Genomic DNA, 14,386 nt, shown 5'->3' with positions numbered 1-14,386 from the left:
CGAGAGAGCTTACCGAAATGTAAATCAGCACCAGCCCGGCTAGGACCGCTATCACGGAGGTGATGTAGTCAAATATAAGGTAGATGATCACGATCAAGACAAGCGATAACAAGAGCGTGTAGAGTAGGTTAAGCCCAAGGTACGAGCCCGCTATCAGCCCTATGCCCAAACCAGCGATCAGTGATAGAGACAACTTAAAGACCGTCCAGCCCACGAGAAACCCTATAACGAACAACACTAAGACCGCTACGATCTCAGCTAACTGGCCCACCCTCATTAAGCTCAGTACTCTCAGTCCCAGGTAGGCGAGTAGAATCCCGAAACCCACACTAACTATAGTCTTGATAAGCAACCTCCCGGCAAACAACAGTGCTATGCCCGCCAAGAGTAGTACTAGGGCTGAGCCCCACCCGGCCTTGCTCAGCTCTATAGCTGTAATCGAGGTTAAGTTCGTTAAACCAAACCCGGGGTTCATGAAGACACCTTGCTTTACTACGTCTATCCCTTTACCAGGACGGTATAAAAACGTAGCCCTCCTACGTCACGTCAAGTCGCCGCAGCCACAAAAGGCCTCGTGTATCAAGAAGTGTAGCTCCTCTAGCCCCTCCTCCCGAACAGCCGAGACTGCCACAGCCCTAAAGGCGCCTCGCGTCTTGTTCACTAGGTGAAGGAACTCTGGGACGAGGTCCGCGACTAAACCTTTTGCCTCAAGCGTATCGAATAGTCGTGAAACGTCGGCATCTTTGTCTACTAAGCTTTTCAGAGCACTGACGTTCTTCGCGAGGTCGGCCTTACTCAAAACGGGCACTACGTCTAGACCCAGCTTGACCTGTACGAGGAAGCCCAGTAACCACAGAGTTATCGCGTCGGCAACGTTCTCCACGACTGACGAGTCTATCAGGTAGACGACGACCGTGTTGCCTCTTTTAGAGAGTTCTTGTAGCACCTTGCTACCTGCCGGCCTGAGGATGAAAGCCTCCAGCTGTCCAGGTGTGTCGACGAGGACCATATCCCACTCCTCGAGGTTGCTAAACGGCTCCTTTGACAACACCTTGTCGATGTTCTCGGCCACCAACTCAGCGGCTTTAATGAACGCGCCGTTGGGGCCCAGCCTAAACTTCCTCATCACATCCTCCAGCGTGAAGAAGCCTCTTATGTCTAGGGTTGGCCTGTACAGCAACACCTCTGCGCCGGGGTCCAAGTTTACGACGGCGACCCTAGTTATCAGCCTCCTCTTCAACCATTTGTAGTACGATGCTATCAGAGTAGACTTGCCGGAGCCAGCGACACCAGTAAAAACCGCTATCACCACCAAGTGCTCCCACCCGAGGGTGGAAAAATCTGTTAAATCTGCTTTAAGTAGCTTCTCCTTCCCCGGGCTTCTCGACTATTTTCTTCAACTGGTTCTTGTACATCTCGACGAGCTCGTTTGAGGTGGTGGCGTCTTCGGGGCTCTTGTCGTCTCTCCACCTGATGAAGCGTGGGAACCTTATAGAGATACCGGCGTCAGCCCTGACCTTGCCCACCCCACAAGTGTGGAGTGGTGAAAGAGTCAACTCGGCACCTATTATCTCGGCGACCAGCTTTGGTACAACCCAGACGTCTGGCTCGATGTTCGAGACCACCCGCGCCGGCTTTTTGTCCACGATGTAGGGCTTAAGTAGGTCGGGTAGCTTGTTCAGGTCCTCGTCTGTGAAGCCGCTACCCACTTTGCAGACGGTCTCGAAGACGTCCTTCTCCTCGTTGTACGCGGCCATGAGCAGGGCTCCGAATTTACCGCCCCTACGGCCTCTGCCGTAGAAAGCCCCGACCACGACGAGGTCTACCGTGTCTATCATCTCGCTCCTATAGTCCCTCTTGAACTTGACCCACAGCCAACCACGTGTACCAGCCTGATAGACCGAGTCCTTGTGGACAGCCTTGACCATGACCCCCTCAGCACCGTCACTTATGGCCTCCATGAAGAACTTCTCCAACTCGACGGGGTTTTTCACCGTGATGTACTCTGCTATATCAAGACCCTCGTTCTTCTCGATAACCTCTTCTAGAGCCCTCCTCCTCTCGGGCAGTGGTTTAATAGTGTAGTCAACACCGTTGAGGTAGAGTAAGTCGAACAAGTACACCCTTACAGGGATCTCCTTCACCACAGACTGTACGTCGTGCTTCCTCTTTCTGTGCATCAGCTCCTGGAAAGGCTTGAACTCGCCCGTGTCCGGGTCTATCGCGACGATCTCGCCCTCGACTATGGCCTCTTCCGCTTTGACGCCCCTCCTGACGTAGTCCACAACGTCAGGGTACTGGTGAGTAATGTTCTCCAGCCTTCTCGAGAATATCACTACTTCGTTACCTTTCTTGTGTATTTGCGCCCTCTCCCCGTCGTACTTGTACTCGACGAATCCTACACCACCCACCTTCTCCAGTATCTCCTTGGGGTTGTTGTGCCTCTCGGCGAGCATGGGCCTGATCGGTATTCCTACCACTGGTTTAAGAGCCTTCAGTTCCTCAATGCCCTTCGTTGCCAATACTCTCGCGACTTCTCCCAGGTCTGCCCGGAGGTTGTACGCCCTCTCAATAATAGGCCTTGCAAAGGAGCCTCCCCCGAAGGCTAACGCCAGGGCGTCCATTAACGTTGCCTCACCTACACCAAGCCTCAGCTTCCCCTCGGCGAACCTGACTATGTACCTCGCTTCCTTGGGGGACGCCTCCGCTAACAGACCAGACAAAAGCCTGATCTTGATGTCTTTACTCCCCTCCCCCTGCGCCATTGCGATCCTGACAAACGTGTCATAGACCCTAGACACCGTCAGCTCCTTCCTAGTAGTCACAAACGACAGCAGCGAAGTAGCTCTCTTCTGCTTCTCTCTCGCAGCCGATATCAGGGACTCGGCGGCTTTGCCTAGGTCTCCCAGGGTCTTCGCGGTTTTCTCCACTACGTCGTCGCTCTGACCCGTTGCTATAGCAATAGCCCTGATGATCGACTTCTCGGCTATCCCCAGCTCGGGCAGGCCCTTCCAGTCGGGCCACAACCTCTCCTCGATGATGTACACAACCCGATCGATGATCTCCGGGGGTGTCTTCTTCAAAAGAGCGGCTAGGATATTGACCATCTGAGTCCTAGCAGTAATGCTCTCCAGGGACTCAAAAGTGTCCGCAAGCACTTTGAAAGGTAGGTCGCCCGTACTACTCAAGCAAAATCACCGTGCCCGCTTTTTTCCGCAGTATAATATTCTCTAAAAGCAGTTAATAGACTTAAGCGGCTACACGCCGGTCCAACATACTCTACGACGCTATAACGTAAATAAAGGACTAACACGACCATATGAAATGTTGATGATGACTACCCGGCAAGATTGAGCCCATGCTATGATATGTCAGTGTTACTCTGATGCGCGGGCAGGGGCTACTTTTTCATGTACTTGAGAAGGCCTTCAGCCTGCTTACCGAAGGCCTCCTCGACCACTTGTTTGATCGGCCCTTTAAAGTCCTTCTCGATCTCGTCGCGTAACCCGGGGTTGTACAAGGCTGACGCTGGATGATACGTTGCCACCAACTTCACTTTCAAACCTAGGATCTCGACCGACCTGACTTTACCGTGTTCGCGCGTCATGCTAGTCCACTTAAGGCCTGCTAACTGGTACAAGAACCTCGCCGAGTGCCTCCCCAACGCAATGATAGCCTTGGGCTTTATTAGTTTGATCTGCCTTACGAGGTAAGGCGAGCACGCTGCGATCTCCTCGTCTGTTGGGTCCCTGTTTTCGGGTGGACGGCACTTGACTACATTGGTTATGTACACCTTGCTCCTGTCCACCCCTATGGAGTACAGTAGCTCTGTCAAAAAATGACCAGCAGCACCCACGAAAGGCCTACCCGTCTCGTCCTCTGTCCTGCCGGGGGCTTCGCCAACTATGAGAACAGGAGAGTTCACGTCACCCTCTCCCGGGACAGGGTTCTTCCTGCTCAAGTGGAGCGGGCATTTTGTACAAGAGGCGATCTCGCGAATCAGCTTCTCCCAACTGTCTTCCAAGCAGAACACCTTGTTCATGTTAAAATATCCGTGTCGACTGTTGATAAACTGTGGTGTGAGCGCTATAAGAGCTCCGATTAGGGTTGTGAAAGTCGATTGCTCACAGAAAAGAGAATTGGACAGCCCTAGGGGCAGCCAAACTAGCTCGTTCAATAGTGGGGATGACGCGGGAAAAGTTCTCCTCCTAGCCGATTTCGTCAGCGAGAAGGACGCGGTGAAGATCGCTGAAATGCTTAGCACGATGACAGAGGACGCCACTATCGTTATTAAGGCCGTGTCCCCCTTAAAGCCGGTGTGCGACTCGCTCAGTGCGTGGGGCGTAAAAGGTATAGTTGGGGTCTACGGCGACCCACGAGATGTTTTCGGGTTTGCAGGAAAGTCCGGCTCAGCGATAAAAAAACGTGACGTCGTCTACGTGGACTACAAGGTTGACATGACAACAATGTACAGCTATGTCGTCAGCAAGCTCCCGAGCCCTCTTAAAATGCTCTTGAGAGAGCCTTTGAGGTTGTTTAAGTTCGGTTTCGTGGGGTTCACAGGCACTATAGTAAACCTTTTTGTCGCCAGCCTACTGTACTACCTGGGGATCGCTAACGCTATCGTATCGACGATCGTCGGTTTCGAGGCCAGTACGTTGTGGAACTTCAATCTACATGAACACTGGACGTTTGTAGACCTCGCGAGGCGTAAGCCCCACAAGGTCTTCGGTAGGCTCCTTAAGTTCCACGTCTCATCGGCGGCGAGCCTAGTCACGCAAATACTTCTAGTCTACTTGGGGACGATCGTGCTCGGTGTAAACTACACGGCGAGCCTATTGGCGGGCATTTTAGTAGGCTTTGTGGCTAACTACATGATCAGCAGGTACTATGCCTGGGAGTAGGCAAGACCATAGATTTACCCGGTGGAGCCTGTTTAAAAGCCTTGAACACATCAACTACTTTAAGGTGCCTACCCATGGGGCTTAAACACGGCAAGTTCATCTACGTCGAGAGAGCTGACGGCTTCTACGTTAAGGTTAGACTACTCAAAGTAAGATTCGGTAAGAAGGGTAAGAGTAGTGGCGACTTCAACAACCCGCAGAACTACGTGGTCCTCCCGTTCAAGACGAAAAAACCTCCGGCCTCAGCCATTGTCGTGAAGGAGCAGGACCTGCCGGACGACGTAAGGAGGCTTGTAGACGCAGTCTAGGTGTAATTCTTGTCCCTAAAAAGCAAGTTGAGCAAGTTTTTCGACAAGGTGTACGAGGAAGATCAGGGAGAATATAAGCTGTTTATCCTGTACGAGAGAGGAGAACCTAGATACGTCCTCTGCTTCGAGACGGAGGACAACTTATTGGTCGGTAAAATAACCCTGTTCTCGAAGGCTGCGTCGACGGACTGCTCATCTCTAGAGTACCAGCCAGAGGGGTTGTACGTCATCTCGACAGACTTGGACGACTTCGTGGAAAAACTGAAGAATAAGGCCGCCAGGTTAGCCTCTCTCGAGCACGTAGGCGTATAGCCCAGAAAAGCCGAGCCCCGCAACAACCACAAGAGCCTTCGCTCTCATGTCTATAGGCAGGAGGCCCGCCAATGAAATAGAGAACAGTATGACACCGAGTGAGCCCCTAACAGTTCTCCGGGAGACGTACACCGAGGGCTCCTTCTCTAGCAGAAGCCCGGTTAATGAGAGCCACAAAGAGAGGACTAGTAGTCCAACCTCCAAGGACTGAGTCGCTGGCAGGTTATACGACGAGCCGATCCCCGCAATGAGGCTGAACACGAGTGCCAGGAAGTCGTATAGGGGTTTGTACCTCAAAGGTATACTAGACCACCACCTTATTCAACATAAACGCGTCCCTTATAAGCAATCTTATCACTCCGCCGCACACCTCAACGTAGCCCTCTTTCAGTACGCCGGGGACGTACACCAAGTCGCCGACCTCTACCGCTATATTGGTAGCCTTGAACTTGGGCCCCCACGTTTTCCAATACTCGTAGTAGTACCTCTCGGCGACACTCCTGGGCGTCAACGGCGGTACTACGAGGAGACTTGAGCTAAAGGAGTCGTCTCTCAGCCCTTTGACCACTGGCTCGACGCAGGAGGCGCTGAAGGCTTTTACCTTCTCTTTCAAGCCCTTGCCTTTAGCCTTGGACACGAAGTCTACGTCTATTACCGGTGGGTGTGTTAGGGGTGTTGAGGCGGGTACCAGAGTGTTGAAGTCTATCATCTCGCCCTTCTTGCTTAAAAGCCCTCCCGTCACAGCCGTGACTGTTACCTTCGAAAGGTAGAAGGGGGCGAGGACGTCCCCTGCTCCCTGCGCGTAGCGGACTTTCCCAGCTCCTAGCTTCGCGTAGTGTACCCTCGAGTATTCGTTCAACAGCTCGACGAAGTCCTCATCGACCGGCCTGCCGGTCAGCTCCCTGTAAGTCTTGATAAACTCTACGGTCTTGACGTAAGGCTCGAACGGGTCTCTACCGTGCTGAAGCCACGTATTCGACCAGTCCACTACGACCTTCACTACTTCGACACCAAGCCTGTCGGAGGGGTCGACTGCGTCGAGGCCCCTGATCAAGTTGGAAGAAGCGGTGGGGTCTCTATTTTTGACCTCCGCGAGGGCTCTGTAGACCCCGCTCACGGCTTTGACTCTCTGGGCAATCCTGGGTTCGCCTATAGAGTCCAGCACCTTCGCCGCCTCCTCGAGGTTCTTCGCCGCCTCGGAGTAGTTCTCGCCTGCTGCGTTTACCAGGGCGTTGTTGATGTAAGCCACTGCGCTAAAGTAACCGGCCGCAGTGTTCACGAGGCTTAGGTCCTCGTCCGACCCCGCCAGCTCGCTCAAAGCAGAGAGCTTGAAGGACTCCTCGAAATAGCGCTTGGGGTCTCCGGGCTCCTGCCTTCTCAATAGACCTTTAACGTCTACCAGGCCTAAGCTTATAGTCCTGTAGAACTCCGCTTTAGCCGTTGCCAGTCTCGGGGTTATCCTCGGCACGATGTAGGCTTGGAACAAGTGGTGCCTCGCGACCATGTCTACTGTAGACGAGGATACGACCTGCCTGGGGACCAGGCTGGAGATCCACTGCTTGACTTCTTCGAGCAGCCGCAGAGTGTAGTTCTGCGTGTCTACGATCTTGTTCCAGTAACCGCAGTACTCGCACCTAACGTACTCCTCACCAGGCTTAGGCTGGGGGAGCGGGGCTCCGCAGTTAGAGCACCTCAATTTAGATGTCTGGGCCAATCCTTCTATACCCCACTCTAATAGAGGATACGGAGACCCTGAGCATTTCGATCTCGGCCCTTAGAGCCGATATCTGCGCCATTAACCTCTCTTCGAGCCTCCTCATTTCCTCTAGTGCTCTTTCGTAGTAGTGCTTAGAGATCTTGTCGCTCAACATGTATATCGCGCCGTAGCACACGGCGCAAACAGCTACCTTACCTTCGCGTATCATCAACTCGTCTTCGCCACCGTGCTTCTTGAGGATGTACCTCGTTGTGAAGGTGTCTAGGTATATGAAGTGGACCCCCTCGCCCTGGACAGGCCTACCGCAGACCCAGCAACGGGTGGCCTTGCTAAGCTTGTTAATCCTGTCATTCGCTTTTTTAACAAATTCGTCGACGTTAGCGGCCAACCCGAGATACCCTAGCGCCTCTGAGTAGGCCTCTATGGCCTTGTCGGGGTCCTCCTCTTCTAGCTGATTAGCGGTTATCATCTTTGAGAAAGCCAGTAGCTTGTAGCCTATAGACTCGAACGTTTCGTGGATGTTTACCAGGTCCTCGATAACGAACTTCCTGCTACCAGCTGAAACGAACGTCTTACCCACTTCTTCGAACTTCGACGCGTCGCTGGGACTGTAGTTGGACAGGTTTGACAGGTCGATCTCGGGCACGCTGCGAAGTAGGGCCAGGTACTTGAGGTCCTCGGCGAGCTCGCCCGCTTTCACCTTCTTGGGTAAAGCCAAGTCGAGCTCGGACTCCGCCGGCAGAGACGCGACAGCCTTTTGGGCCTCTTCGATGTCCTTGGGTCTACCAGTGGACAAAGCCCTGTATACTAACGCGTATGAAAGGGGTACGTTTGCGATTCCTCTCAGCTCCTCCTCTTTAGACTTGGCGGCGATCTCGTAGGCTTTCATGAAGTGCTCTATAGCCTCGTCGACCTTCCCCTTGTTCCTAGCGTCGAAGGCCTTACTCATTTCTTCCTCGAACTTCTCTCGGTCGCTCTTCCAAAACTTCAGCAAGGCAGGTCCTCACGCTACTCTCTCTTGAACTCCTCGAGAAGCTCTTTTTTCAGTCTCTCGTACTCTTCTTGAGTTATCAAACCCTCGTCTAGCATCTTCTTCAGCTCCCTCAACTTCTCTATGACGGGCTTGCCCTCCTTCGGCTGCTGTGCCTGTTGAGCCACCGGTTGCATAACGCTTGGGAGAGCGACGAGTGCCCCGAGTACCCCCACGCCCGGCGACCTTCCCAGGGCCCGAAGGCTCTCGACAGTCCTTATGATCTCCAGGACCTTGTCCTCGTCGCCCTTTTGTATCGCGATCAGCAGTGGCAGCCCGTAGGTGGGGTCTTCTTTCTCCATCTTCTCCAACTGGGGTAAGGAGACACCTGCCACCTTTACGTCGATCAGTTCCAGCCCCCTGCTCTTGAAAGCCTCGTAGACGTTCCCCGACTTCACCTTTACCTCAATGTCCCTGAGATTAGTGTACACGTCTATAGCGGTGTACCTCGATATTTCCTGCATGAATAGCTCGACAAAGTAAGACCTCAAGAACTCTGTGACCGCAGACGTCGTCAGAGAGGGGACTGCCCCGGCTATCTGGGTCAAGAAGAGAACGGGGTCTACCACCCTAAACCAGTAGTCGCCGTACATCTGAAGCTCGGTCATGTAGAGGGTGCGGGGGCCCAACTTTACCCTAGTTGATAAACCAAACCTACCCCTAAACTGCTTGGTCGAAACAAACACGATTCTGGCCTTAAAGGGTGTCTCGCCGTAGCCCATGACGAGGTTGTACGCTTTTGTCAGCAACGGAATGTTCTGGGTCGTCACAATGTGCCTCCCGGGGGGTAGCACGTCGTAGACCTTCCCGTCCCTCATGAAGACGGCTACTTCGTACTCGTGGACTACGACTACGCTACCCCACCTAATGTCCTCGCTCGGGTAAACCCAGAGGATGTCGTCGGGGCCCGGGTTAACCCACTCTATAACATTGGTTTGTCTACCAGACACCGCGACCACCTCTACAGTAACAGGATGTAGTTCTCTCTACTGTTAACCAGGTCTTCTACCTCCTGTAGCTCACCCGCGACGTAGTCGAATAGCCCTCGTACTTCGTCCAGGCTAGACGCCTTACCAGACCTTTCCTTCACTTCGTTTAGAAGCCTCGTGACCCGCTCACCCAGCGATAGGTCGTACTCCTGGAGCTTCCTTAGTTTCTCCTCGTCAACTTTCACTACATTGAACAACGGTTTGTACCCGTGAGGGGCGTGCCTGACCTTCTCTGCGACCGAGTCCACTCTATAGATGACGGACTCCATGAAAGTAACGTCGCTAGCAGTGGCCTGTAAGAAGGTGGCCCTTGAGTAGAGCCTCTTGAGGTGTTCTTCGAGCTCTTTCAGTAGAATATATATCCTCTCCCTAACGACCCTGTCCGTCTCCCTCAGGACTTCTTTCTCCTTGTACCCCCTGTACCCCGGAAAGATCGCCAGTAGCTTCTCGTAAAGCCTGGTGTCTGGTCCTGTCACGCCAGACATAGGATTCACTTTCAACAAATTCCAAGTGCATCCATCCAATATTAACCTTCTTATCCCGTCGACATAGCGGTCGCGTGAGGTTTAATAGGTGTGGGAGACCATAAGTCATACACGGAATTCGTAATGACACCTCCCATTCACAGGATAAACGTAGTGTCGACGCTCGTGGAAGTAGACGACAGAAGATTTAATGCGACCCAACTATCGGTGAAAGGTACTGGGAGCTTCACAGTCGAGATCGGCCCCGGCGTATTCAAGCTTAGCGGGCAGGTCTTCGGAGATTTGAGGGTTGTCGACGAGGGCGACTTGGTAACAGTTGAGTCCGGCGAGGTGACCGTCAACACGAGGATCGAGAAGGAGGACTTCATCATAGAGGACAACGTACTGTACGGCTACTCGAAGCCCATGATAGTCTCGGTCTCTGTAAACAAAGACGTGATCACTAAGTTAAACTACAAGTACTCGTACAAGTCCGCGAACATCAAGATCAGAATAGACGGTTGCTCCATATACTTCAACGCGATCACCTCCCCCTTCCTCTCGGCGTGGTTGTACATCAACGAGGGCGTCGTCTATGTAGAGAAGGAACTGGCCGGGCTCAACATCGCCGTACTGCGTAAGCAGGAGAGGAGAGAGGTAAGAGAGGTCATATCTCAGGAAGGGGGTCTTCAACCCAGCTTAACCTGACGTACCTGAAACCCTGCCTCTTGTGCCTGGTCGACCTGTGAAGGCTTAGTACTCTCTCCACGACACTAACCGGCAATCCCGTGGCGTTAGCTGCCTCCTCAACACCCATTCTCATGTCAAACAATGCGTACAACACCCTGTCAATGTCCTCGTACTTCATACCCAACTCCTCTTCAGCGTAGTGGTTCTCCCAAAGTGCCGGGCTACTCGGCTTACTGACTATTTTCTCGGGGAGACCCAGGTAGCGGGCGAGTCGCCTAAGTTGGGTCTTGTAAAGCGAGGCCTGCGGGAGGAAGTCGCTCGCCCCGTCACCGTACTTTGTGAAATAGCCGATTAACAGCTCGCTTCTGTCGCTTGTTCCAATCACAACGCCGTTCAGCGCGTTAGCGTACAGGTAGAGTATGTTCATTCTGATTCTAGCCCTGAGATTCCCTACGGGGATCCTCTCCCCTCTACTGATGCCGGGTAGTATAAGGTACGAGTCCACAACCGAGTCTATCGGGATAACCCTATAGCTCACGCCGAGAGAGCCCGCCAACTCCACGGCGTCTACTGTGTCACTCGGCTTGTTCACCCTGGTGTCGGGCATTACGAGTGCTAAAATCCTGTCTCTGGGTACGGACTTCGCCAGTAGAGTCAGCGCGACAGACGAGTCTAAGCCTCCGCTCACCCCTATTACCAACAGCCTTGCGCCCGTTTCAGCTAGGAACTCCCGTATTCCATTGGATATTTCAGCCACCGTCTTCTCCAGGGGGAATTTGAGGAGATCCTCAACGCTGATCGTGGGAGTCTCTCCGGCTACCATATCCTAAACAGCCACCTTTACTAGACGCGCGCTCTAAGGCAGTTCCTCGAGTACTCCTCCTCCAGGCTCCTCTCGACTACCTCCCCTCTCGGCGCCCTCTCCCTGAACACCCTGGCCTCGTAGGCGTAGACCTTCACCGCAGGGCTCAGCCAGCACGTCGGCCTCAAACCAGCCTTCAGGCACGTCTCGCTGAGAAACGTCTCCTCGTCCCAGCAGTACTCGATCGGCACCTCGGGCAGTAGAGTCCCCTGGTGGAACCTCCCGTACTCGACTATCAGGCCGTGCCTGCCTATTTTTACTTGCTTAACAAGGTCGGCTCGGTTCTCCGCCTTTAGCTCTACCGGCGGGGAAAGGACGGAGACCTCCACGACTATGCTGTCTAGCTCCCACGGCTCGACGGGGTGGAAGCGTGGATCGTTTACCGCGGCACTGATTGCGCTCTCGATCAGGGAGTCCACAAGGCTATAGACTGGGGCCAAGAAGCCTATGCAACCCCTCAGGCTAAGCCTGCCTTGGCTATCCACAATCTCCAGAGTAGTGAAGGTCATGCCAGGTCTACGGAATTTGCTAGGGACATCTGCGGGGGGTTTGATCTTCTTGTTAAACCTAACAATGTTCTCAACCGCTTCCCTCGCGATCCTCACCAGTAGTACTCCCTCCTCGAAAGTCAGCTCGGACGGCAACACAACGCTCATGGAGACACCTTGATCTTATATATCTTCGACAGCTCGTTATAGATTTCTCGCGCTCTGGTCAGAGACCTTTCGATCGTTCTCCAGTGAGACCCGACCCAGTACACGTTCCCGCACCTCGTACAGACCCAGAAGTCGTTGTACAGGCTGTAGACCCTATCAGGCACCTTGCCCTTAACCTTCTCTTTGTTTACCTTGATCAACTCCCCGTTACAAAGAGGACACCTAGTTCTCTCGAAGTCGACCGCGAGCCTGATGTTGGTCAGCAACGCTATTACAGCCAGGCTCTTGGGAATGTCTCCGGGGTTCTCTATGTAGACGCTCTTCAGACCGTTCTTTAGTGCCTTGTGATGGAGGGCTCTGTCTCTCGTGACCACCACTCGGTCTTCATCCTTGGCGATCTTTAGTATCTGCCAGTCTTCGTACCTCCTGTCGTACACGACGTCGTACCCAAGTATCCTAAGCCACCTGGCAATACTACCTAGCATCGTGTCCACAATAAACCGCGGTTCGTCTTCGCTCAAGCTCTATCACTGAGCCGACTCTAACTAGGTTATATCCCACTACGTCTACCCAGCTTTATTATTCTTGTGTCTCACCTTGCCGCAGTTATGGCGTAGAGTATATCTCGCTCCGTGACGATCCCCAGCAAAACACCGTTCTTATCGACTATAAGAACGCTACTGACGTTGTTTGCCTCCATCAACCTCACCACTTCGCTAAGGTCCGTGTAAGGCTCTGCCGCGACGATCTTCTCCCTCATCACCTCTCTTACCTCCACCGAGTTGGCCTCCCTGATGTCTCCAGTTGTACTTCTCTTGAGGGCCTCGTGCCCTCCATAGTACTTGATTATGTCCATTACTGTGACTATGCCGACCACGCTATTTCCCTCGAGCACGGGTAGACGCCTAAACCCGGCGGAGATCATTTTCTCCATGGCCTTCTTGAGGGTCTCGCGCGCGCCTATAGTGAGGACAGGAGAGGACATCACCTGGGAGGCCCTTATGCCGGACTCGTAAATCGCCGACAGCCTCTTAACCAGGTCGTGCTCGGTCAGAACCCCTACTACGCGCCCTTCTCTGTCCACAACAGGTAGAAAGCCAACGTTGTAGACCACCATCTTGTATAGGGCGTCGTATATCCTCTCGTCTGACCTCGCTGTGACGACGTTCCTCTCGTGGATCGACTCCACGGGCTCCCTGTTGAGTGCTGAGTAGATGTTGAAGTTGTGCTTGTGCTCCACGATCTTGTGGAGGCTCCCGCCGCCCAGGTAGTTTACGACGTGAGTAGCCAGCAGTATACCGTCTACGGTATCTCTCTGGGAGACTATCAGGCCCCTGAAACCCTTCGACATTTCCTCGATCGCTTTAATAACTGGGGCCGTTGGAGGGATTTTAGCTACGGGTTTGCTGGCAATGATCTCGAGTTCTCCCTCGATCTTGTATATTTTGTCTGAGAAGTTCGGGGATCCGTCGCTCCTGAGCCACCTGTAGTGGTCCTGTCTCCTCCTCGGCTTTATAGCCCGTACGCCTATGCTCTTCACCTAGAATATAGTCCGCTTTTCGAACAAATAACCTTAAATTGCTACTCTCTCTGGTGCCACCTGCCCGTAGTTCACGCTTACGAATACGATGTGGCTACCTCTGATCAGTGCTTTACCGTAGCGCGCGATCGGCCTACCATCGGCTGATGTCTCTTCGCAGTCGCTCAGCACCACATTCATTGTCGGATCCACCATCTCCAGGTTCCCTATGTACTCGTTACCGTCCTTAACCCGGACGAGGACTATCTGGTTTATTGCGCTCCTCAACACCTTGAGCGGGGACGGGTTTCTTACGCCTCTTGGTTGGTTACTCAATCGACCACCTCGTTGACGAGGCCATCAAAGACATTATTCACTATTGCGGCGTTTTAAACTATCTGTCGCCTGGGGCAACGTAGAAGTAGTCGACCCTGAAACCTATTTCACGGAAAGCCCCATCCAGAGCCGGGGGCGGCTCCGAGCGAGACTTGTGGTGCCGGGTCACGACCACGACTTTCGCCACTCTTCTCAGCTCACTCAACGCCCTACTCCTGTCCTCCAAGTTGTCCCACACGGTGACCGAGTAAGCGACGTCAAAGTACTCGTCTACCGCGGGAGTGTTTTCTATGTAGGCCACGACAGGTATAAACCTCGGGTCGCTTGACCGGGAAGCCGCTATTCTAACCATGCCCTCGCTTGCGTCTAGGCATACATAGATTTCGAAGTCGTCTAGACCCCTCTCCACCATGTAGCTGTACAGTAGGCCAGTCCCGCACCCTGCGTCCAAAACCCTCTTGAAGCCGCCGAGTAGCCCCTTCTCTTCGATGAACCCGTACTTCGAGTACTGCTCTTCTCTATATAGAGCGTCGTAAGATTGCGCGGTCAAATCGTACAGCTCAGCGACTGAGGTACTTCGACAGCCCTCCAAGCCTACC

General features: G+C 53.4%; 19 protein-coding genes. 4 read left to right on the top strand and 15 right to left on the bottom strand.

Features of this window, described 5'->3' with window-relative positions; all coding sequences use genetic code 11:
* The 4 genes from ACP5VX_RS04705 to udg all read right to left on the bottom strand — a co-directional run.
* The coding region (locus ACP5VX_RS04705; RefSeq protein ID WP_428724736.1) for a hypothetical protein at positions 1 to 475 on the bottom strand (475 nt) is incomplete at its 3' end.
* 66 nt (positions 476 to 541) lie between these two features.
* On the bottom strand, positions 542 to 1,312 hold the full coding sequence (locus tag ACP5VX_RS04700) for an ATP/GTP-binding protein (protein ID WP_428724737.1): 771 nt from the start codon (positions 1,310 to 1,312) through the stop codon (positions 542 to 544).
* A 43-nt stretch (positions 1,313 to 1,355) separates the two neighbouring features.
* The gene (locus ACP5VX_RS04695) at positions 1,356 to 3,188 is read right to left on the bottom strand and encodes an ATP-dependent DNA ligase (protein ID WP_428724735.1); all 1,833 of its coding nucleotides are present in this window, start codon (positions 3,186 to 3,188) and stop codon (positions 1,356 to 1,358) included.
* Between the two features lie 212 nt (positions 3,189 to 3,400).
* Positions 3,401 to 4,042 (bottom strand): type-4 uracil-DNA glycosylase, encoded by a 642-nt coding sequence (gene udg / locus ACP5VX_RS04690; protein ID WP_428724734.1) that lies wholly within the window; start codon positions 4,040 to 4,042, stop codon positions 3,401 to 3,403.
* A gap of 97 nt (positions 4,043 to 4,139) precedes the next feature.
* On the opposite strand from udg, the gene ACP5VX_RS04685 reads away from it, so the two are divergent.
* The 3 genes from ACP5VX_RS04685 to ACP5VX_RS04675 all read left to right on the top strand — a co-directional run bounded on the left by ACP5VX_RS04685 (position 4,140) and on the right by ACP5VX_RS04675 (position 5,524).
* A complete protein-coding gene (locus ACP5VX_RS04685) occupies positions 4,140 to 4,904 on the top strand; it encodes a GtrA family protein (protein ID WP_428724733.1) in 765 nt (254 codons plus the stop codon).
* Positions 4,905 to 4,978: 74 nt separating this feature from the next.
* Positions 4,979 to 5,212, top strand: a complete 234-nt coding sequence (locus ACP5VX_RS04680; RefSeq protein WP_428724732.1) for a DUF5622 domain-containing protein — start codon at positions 4,979 to 4,981, stop codon at positions 5,210 to 5,212.
* 9 nt (positions 5,213 to 5,221) lie between these two features.
* Entirely contained in the window at positions 5,222 to 5,524 is a 303-nt protein-coding gene (locus ACP5VX_RS04675; protein ID WP_428724731.1) for a hypothetical protein, read from the top strand.
* Here the strand turns inward: ACP5VX_RS04675 and ACP5VX_RS04670 are convergent.
* From ACP5VX_RS04670 to ACP5VX_RS04650, 5 genes are read right to left on the bottom strand one after another with little or no spacing between them, the layout of a single operon-like run.
* A complete protein-coding gene (locus tag ACP5VX_RS04670; RefSeq protein WP_428724730.1) occupies positions 5,495 to 5,821 on the bottom strand; it encodes a hypothetical protein in 327 nt (108 codons plus the stop codon). The two genes, ACP5VX_RS04675 and ACP5VX_RS04670, sit on opposite strands and share 30 nt — an antisense overlap.
* A gap of 7 nt (positions 5,822 to 5,828) precedes the next feature.
* Positions 5,829 to 7,220 carry a hypothetical protein gene (locus ACP5VX_RS04665; RefSeq protein WP_428724729.1) on the bottom strand — a complete coding sequence of 464 codons (1,392 nt, stop codon included), beginning with the start codon at positions 7,218 to 7,220 and terminating at the stop codon, positions 5,829 to 5,831.
* Position 7,221: 1 nt separating this feature from the next.
* Complete coding sequence (locus tag ACP5VX_RS04660; protein WP_428724728.1) at positions 7,222 to 8,235, bottom strand: hypothetical protein; 1,014 nt, start codon at positions 8,233 to 8,235, stop codon at positions 7,222 to 7,224.
* Positions 8,236 to 8,249: 14 nt separating this feature from the next.
* A complete protein-coding gene (locus ACP5VX_RS04655; protein ID WP_428724727.1) occupies positions 8,250 to 9,221 on the bottom strand; it encodes an SPFH domain-containing protein in 972 nt (323 codons plus the stop codon).
* A gap of 11 nt (positions 9,222 to 9,232) precedes the next feature.
* Complete coding sequence (locus ACP5VX_RS04650; protein WP_428724726.1) at positions 9,233 to 9,745, bottom strand: hypothetical protein; 513 nt, start codon at positions 9,743 to 9,745, stop codon at positions 9,233 to 9,235.
* 90 nt (positions 9,746 to 9,835) lie between these two features.
* Here ACP5VX_RS04650 and ACP5VX_RS04645 point away from each other — a divergent pair, with 90 nt between their 5' ends.
* A complete protein-coding gene (locus tag ACP5VX_RS04645) occupies positions 9,836 to 10,432 on the top strand; it encodes a hypothetical protein (RefSeq protein WP_428724725.1) in 597 nt (198 codons plus the stop codon).
* Here the strand turns inward: ACP5VX_RS04645 and ACP5VX_RS04640 are convergent.
* From ACP5VX_RS04640 to ACP5VX_RS04615, 6 genes are all read right to left on the bottom strand, one after another.
* Positions 10,392 to 11,237, bottom strand: coding sequence for an NAD+ synthase (locus tag ACP5VX_RS04640; RefSeq protein ID WP_428724724.1), 846 nt, complete (start codon positions 11,235 to 11,237; stop codon positions 10,392 to 10,394). The genes ACP5VX_RS04645 and ACP5VX_RS04640 overlap by 41 nt on opposite strands.
* Before the next feature lie 20 nt (positions 11,238 to 11,257).
* Positions 11,258 to 11,932 carry a TIGR00296 family protein gene (locus ACP5VX_RS04635; protein ID WP_428724723.1) on the bottom strand — a complete coding sequence of 225 codons (675 nt, stop codon included), beginning with the start codon at positions 11,930 to 11,932 and terminating at the stop codon, positions 11,258 to 11,260.
* Complete coding sequence (locus tag ACP5VX_RS04630; RefSeq protein ID WP_428724722.1) at positions 11,929 to 12,453, bottom strand: Mut7-C RNAse domain-containing protein; 525 nt, start codon at positions 12,451 to 12,453, stop codon at positions 11,929 to 11,931. Before ACP5VX_RS04630 ends, ACP5VX_RS04635 begins: the two co-directional genes overlap by 4 nt.
* 71 nt (positions 12,454 to 12,524) lie before the next feature.
* The gene (locus ACP5VX_RS04625) at positions 12,525 to 13,472 is read right to left on the bottom strand and encodes a CBS domain-containing protein (RefSeq protein ID WP_428724721.1); all 948 of its coding nucleotides are present in this window, start codon (positions 13,470 to 13,472) and stop codon (positions 12,525 to 12,527) included.
* Between the two features lie 33 nt (positions 13,473 to 13,505).
* On the bottom strand, positions 13,506 to 13,787 hold the full coding sequence (locus ACP5VX_RS04620; RefSeq protein WP_428724720.1) for an LSM domain-containing protein: 282 nt from the start codon (positions 13,785 to 13,787) through the stop codon (positions 13,506 to 13,508).
* Between the two features lie 58 nt (positions 13,788 to 13,845).
* Positions 13,846 to 14,386, bottom strand: a 541-nt coding sequence (locus ACP5VX_RS04615) for a class I SAM-dependent methyltransferase (protein WP_428724719.1), incomplete at its 5' end; no start/stop codon positions are given.

Origin of the sequence: Thermogladius sp. (assembly GCF_049970955.1) — an archaeon.
In the GTDB taxonomy this organism is placed as follows: Archaea; Thermoproteota; Thermoprotei_A; order Sulfolobales; family Desulfurococcaceae; genus Thermogladius.
Note: the sequence above shows the minus strand (reverse complement) of the source record. Positions and strands in the feature narration are given on the sequence as shown.

Bases quoted from the DNA above. Each gene is read 5' to 3' on its own strand.
- udg (WP_428724734.1), bottom strand. From the start codon at position 4,042: ATGAACAAGGTGTTCTGCTTGGAAGACAGTTGGGAGAAGCTGATTCGC.
- ACP5VX_RS04635 (WP_428724723.1), bottom strand. From the start codon at position 11,932: ATGAGCGTTGTGTTGCCGTCCGAGCTGACTTTCGAGGAGGGAGTACTA.
- ACP5VX_RS04650 (WP_428724726.1), bottom strand. From the start codon at position 9,745: ATGTCTGGCGTGACAGGACCAGACACCAGGCTTTACGAGAAGCTACTG.
- ACP5VX_RS04640 (WP_428724724.1), bottom strand. From the start codon at position 11,237: ATGGTAGCCGGAGAGACTCCCACGATCAGCGTTGAGGATCTCCTCAAA.
- ACP5VX_RS04680 (WP_428724732.1), top strand. From the start codon at position 4,979: ATGGGGCTTAAACACGGCAAGTTCATCTACGTCGAGAGAGCTGACGGC.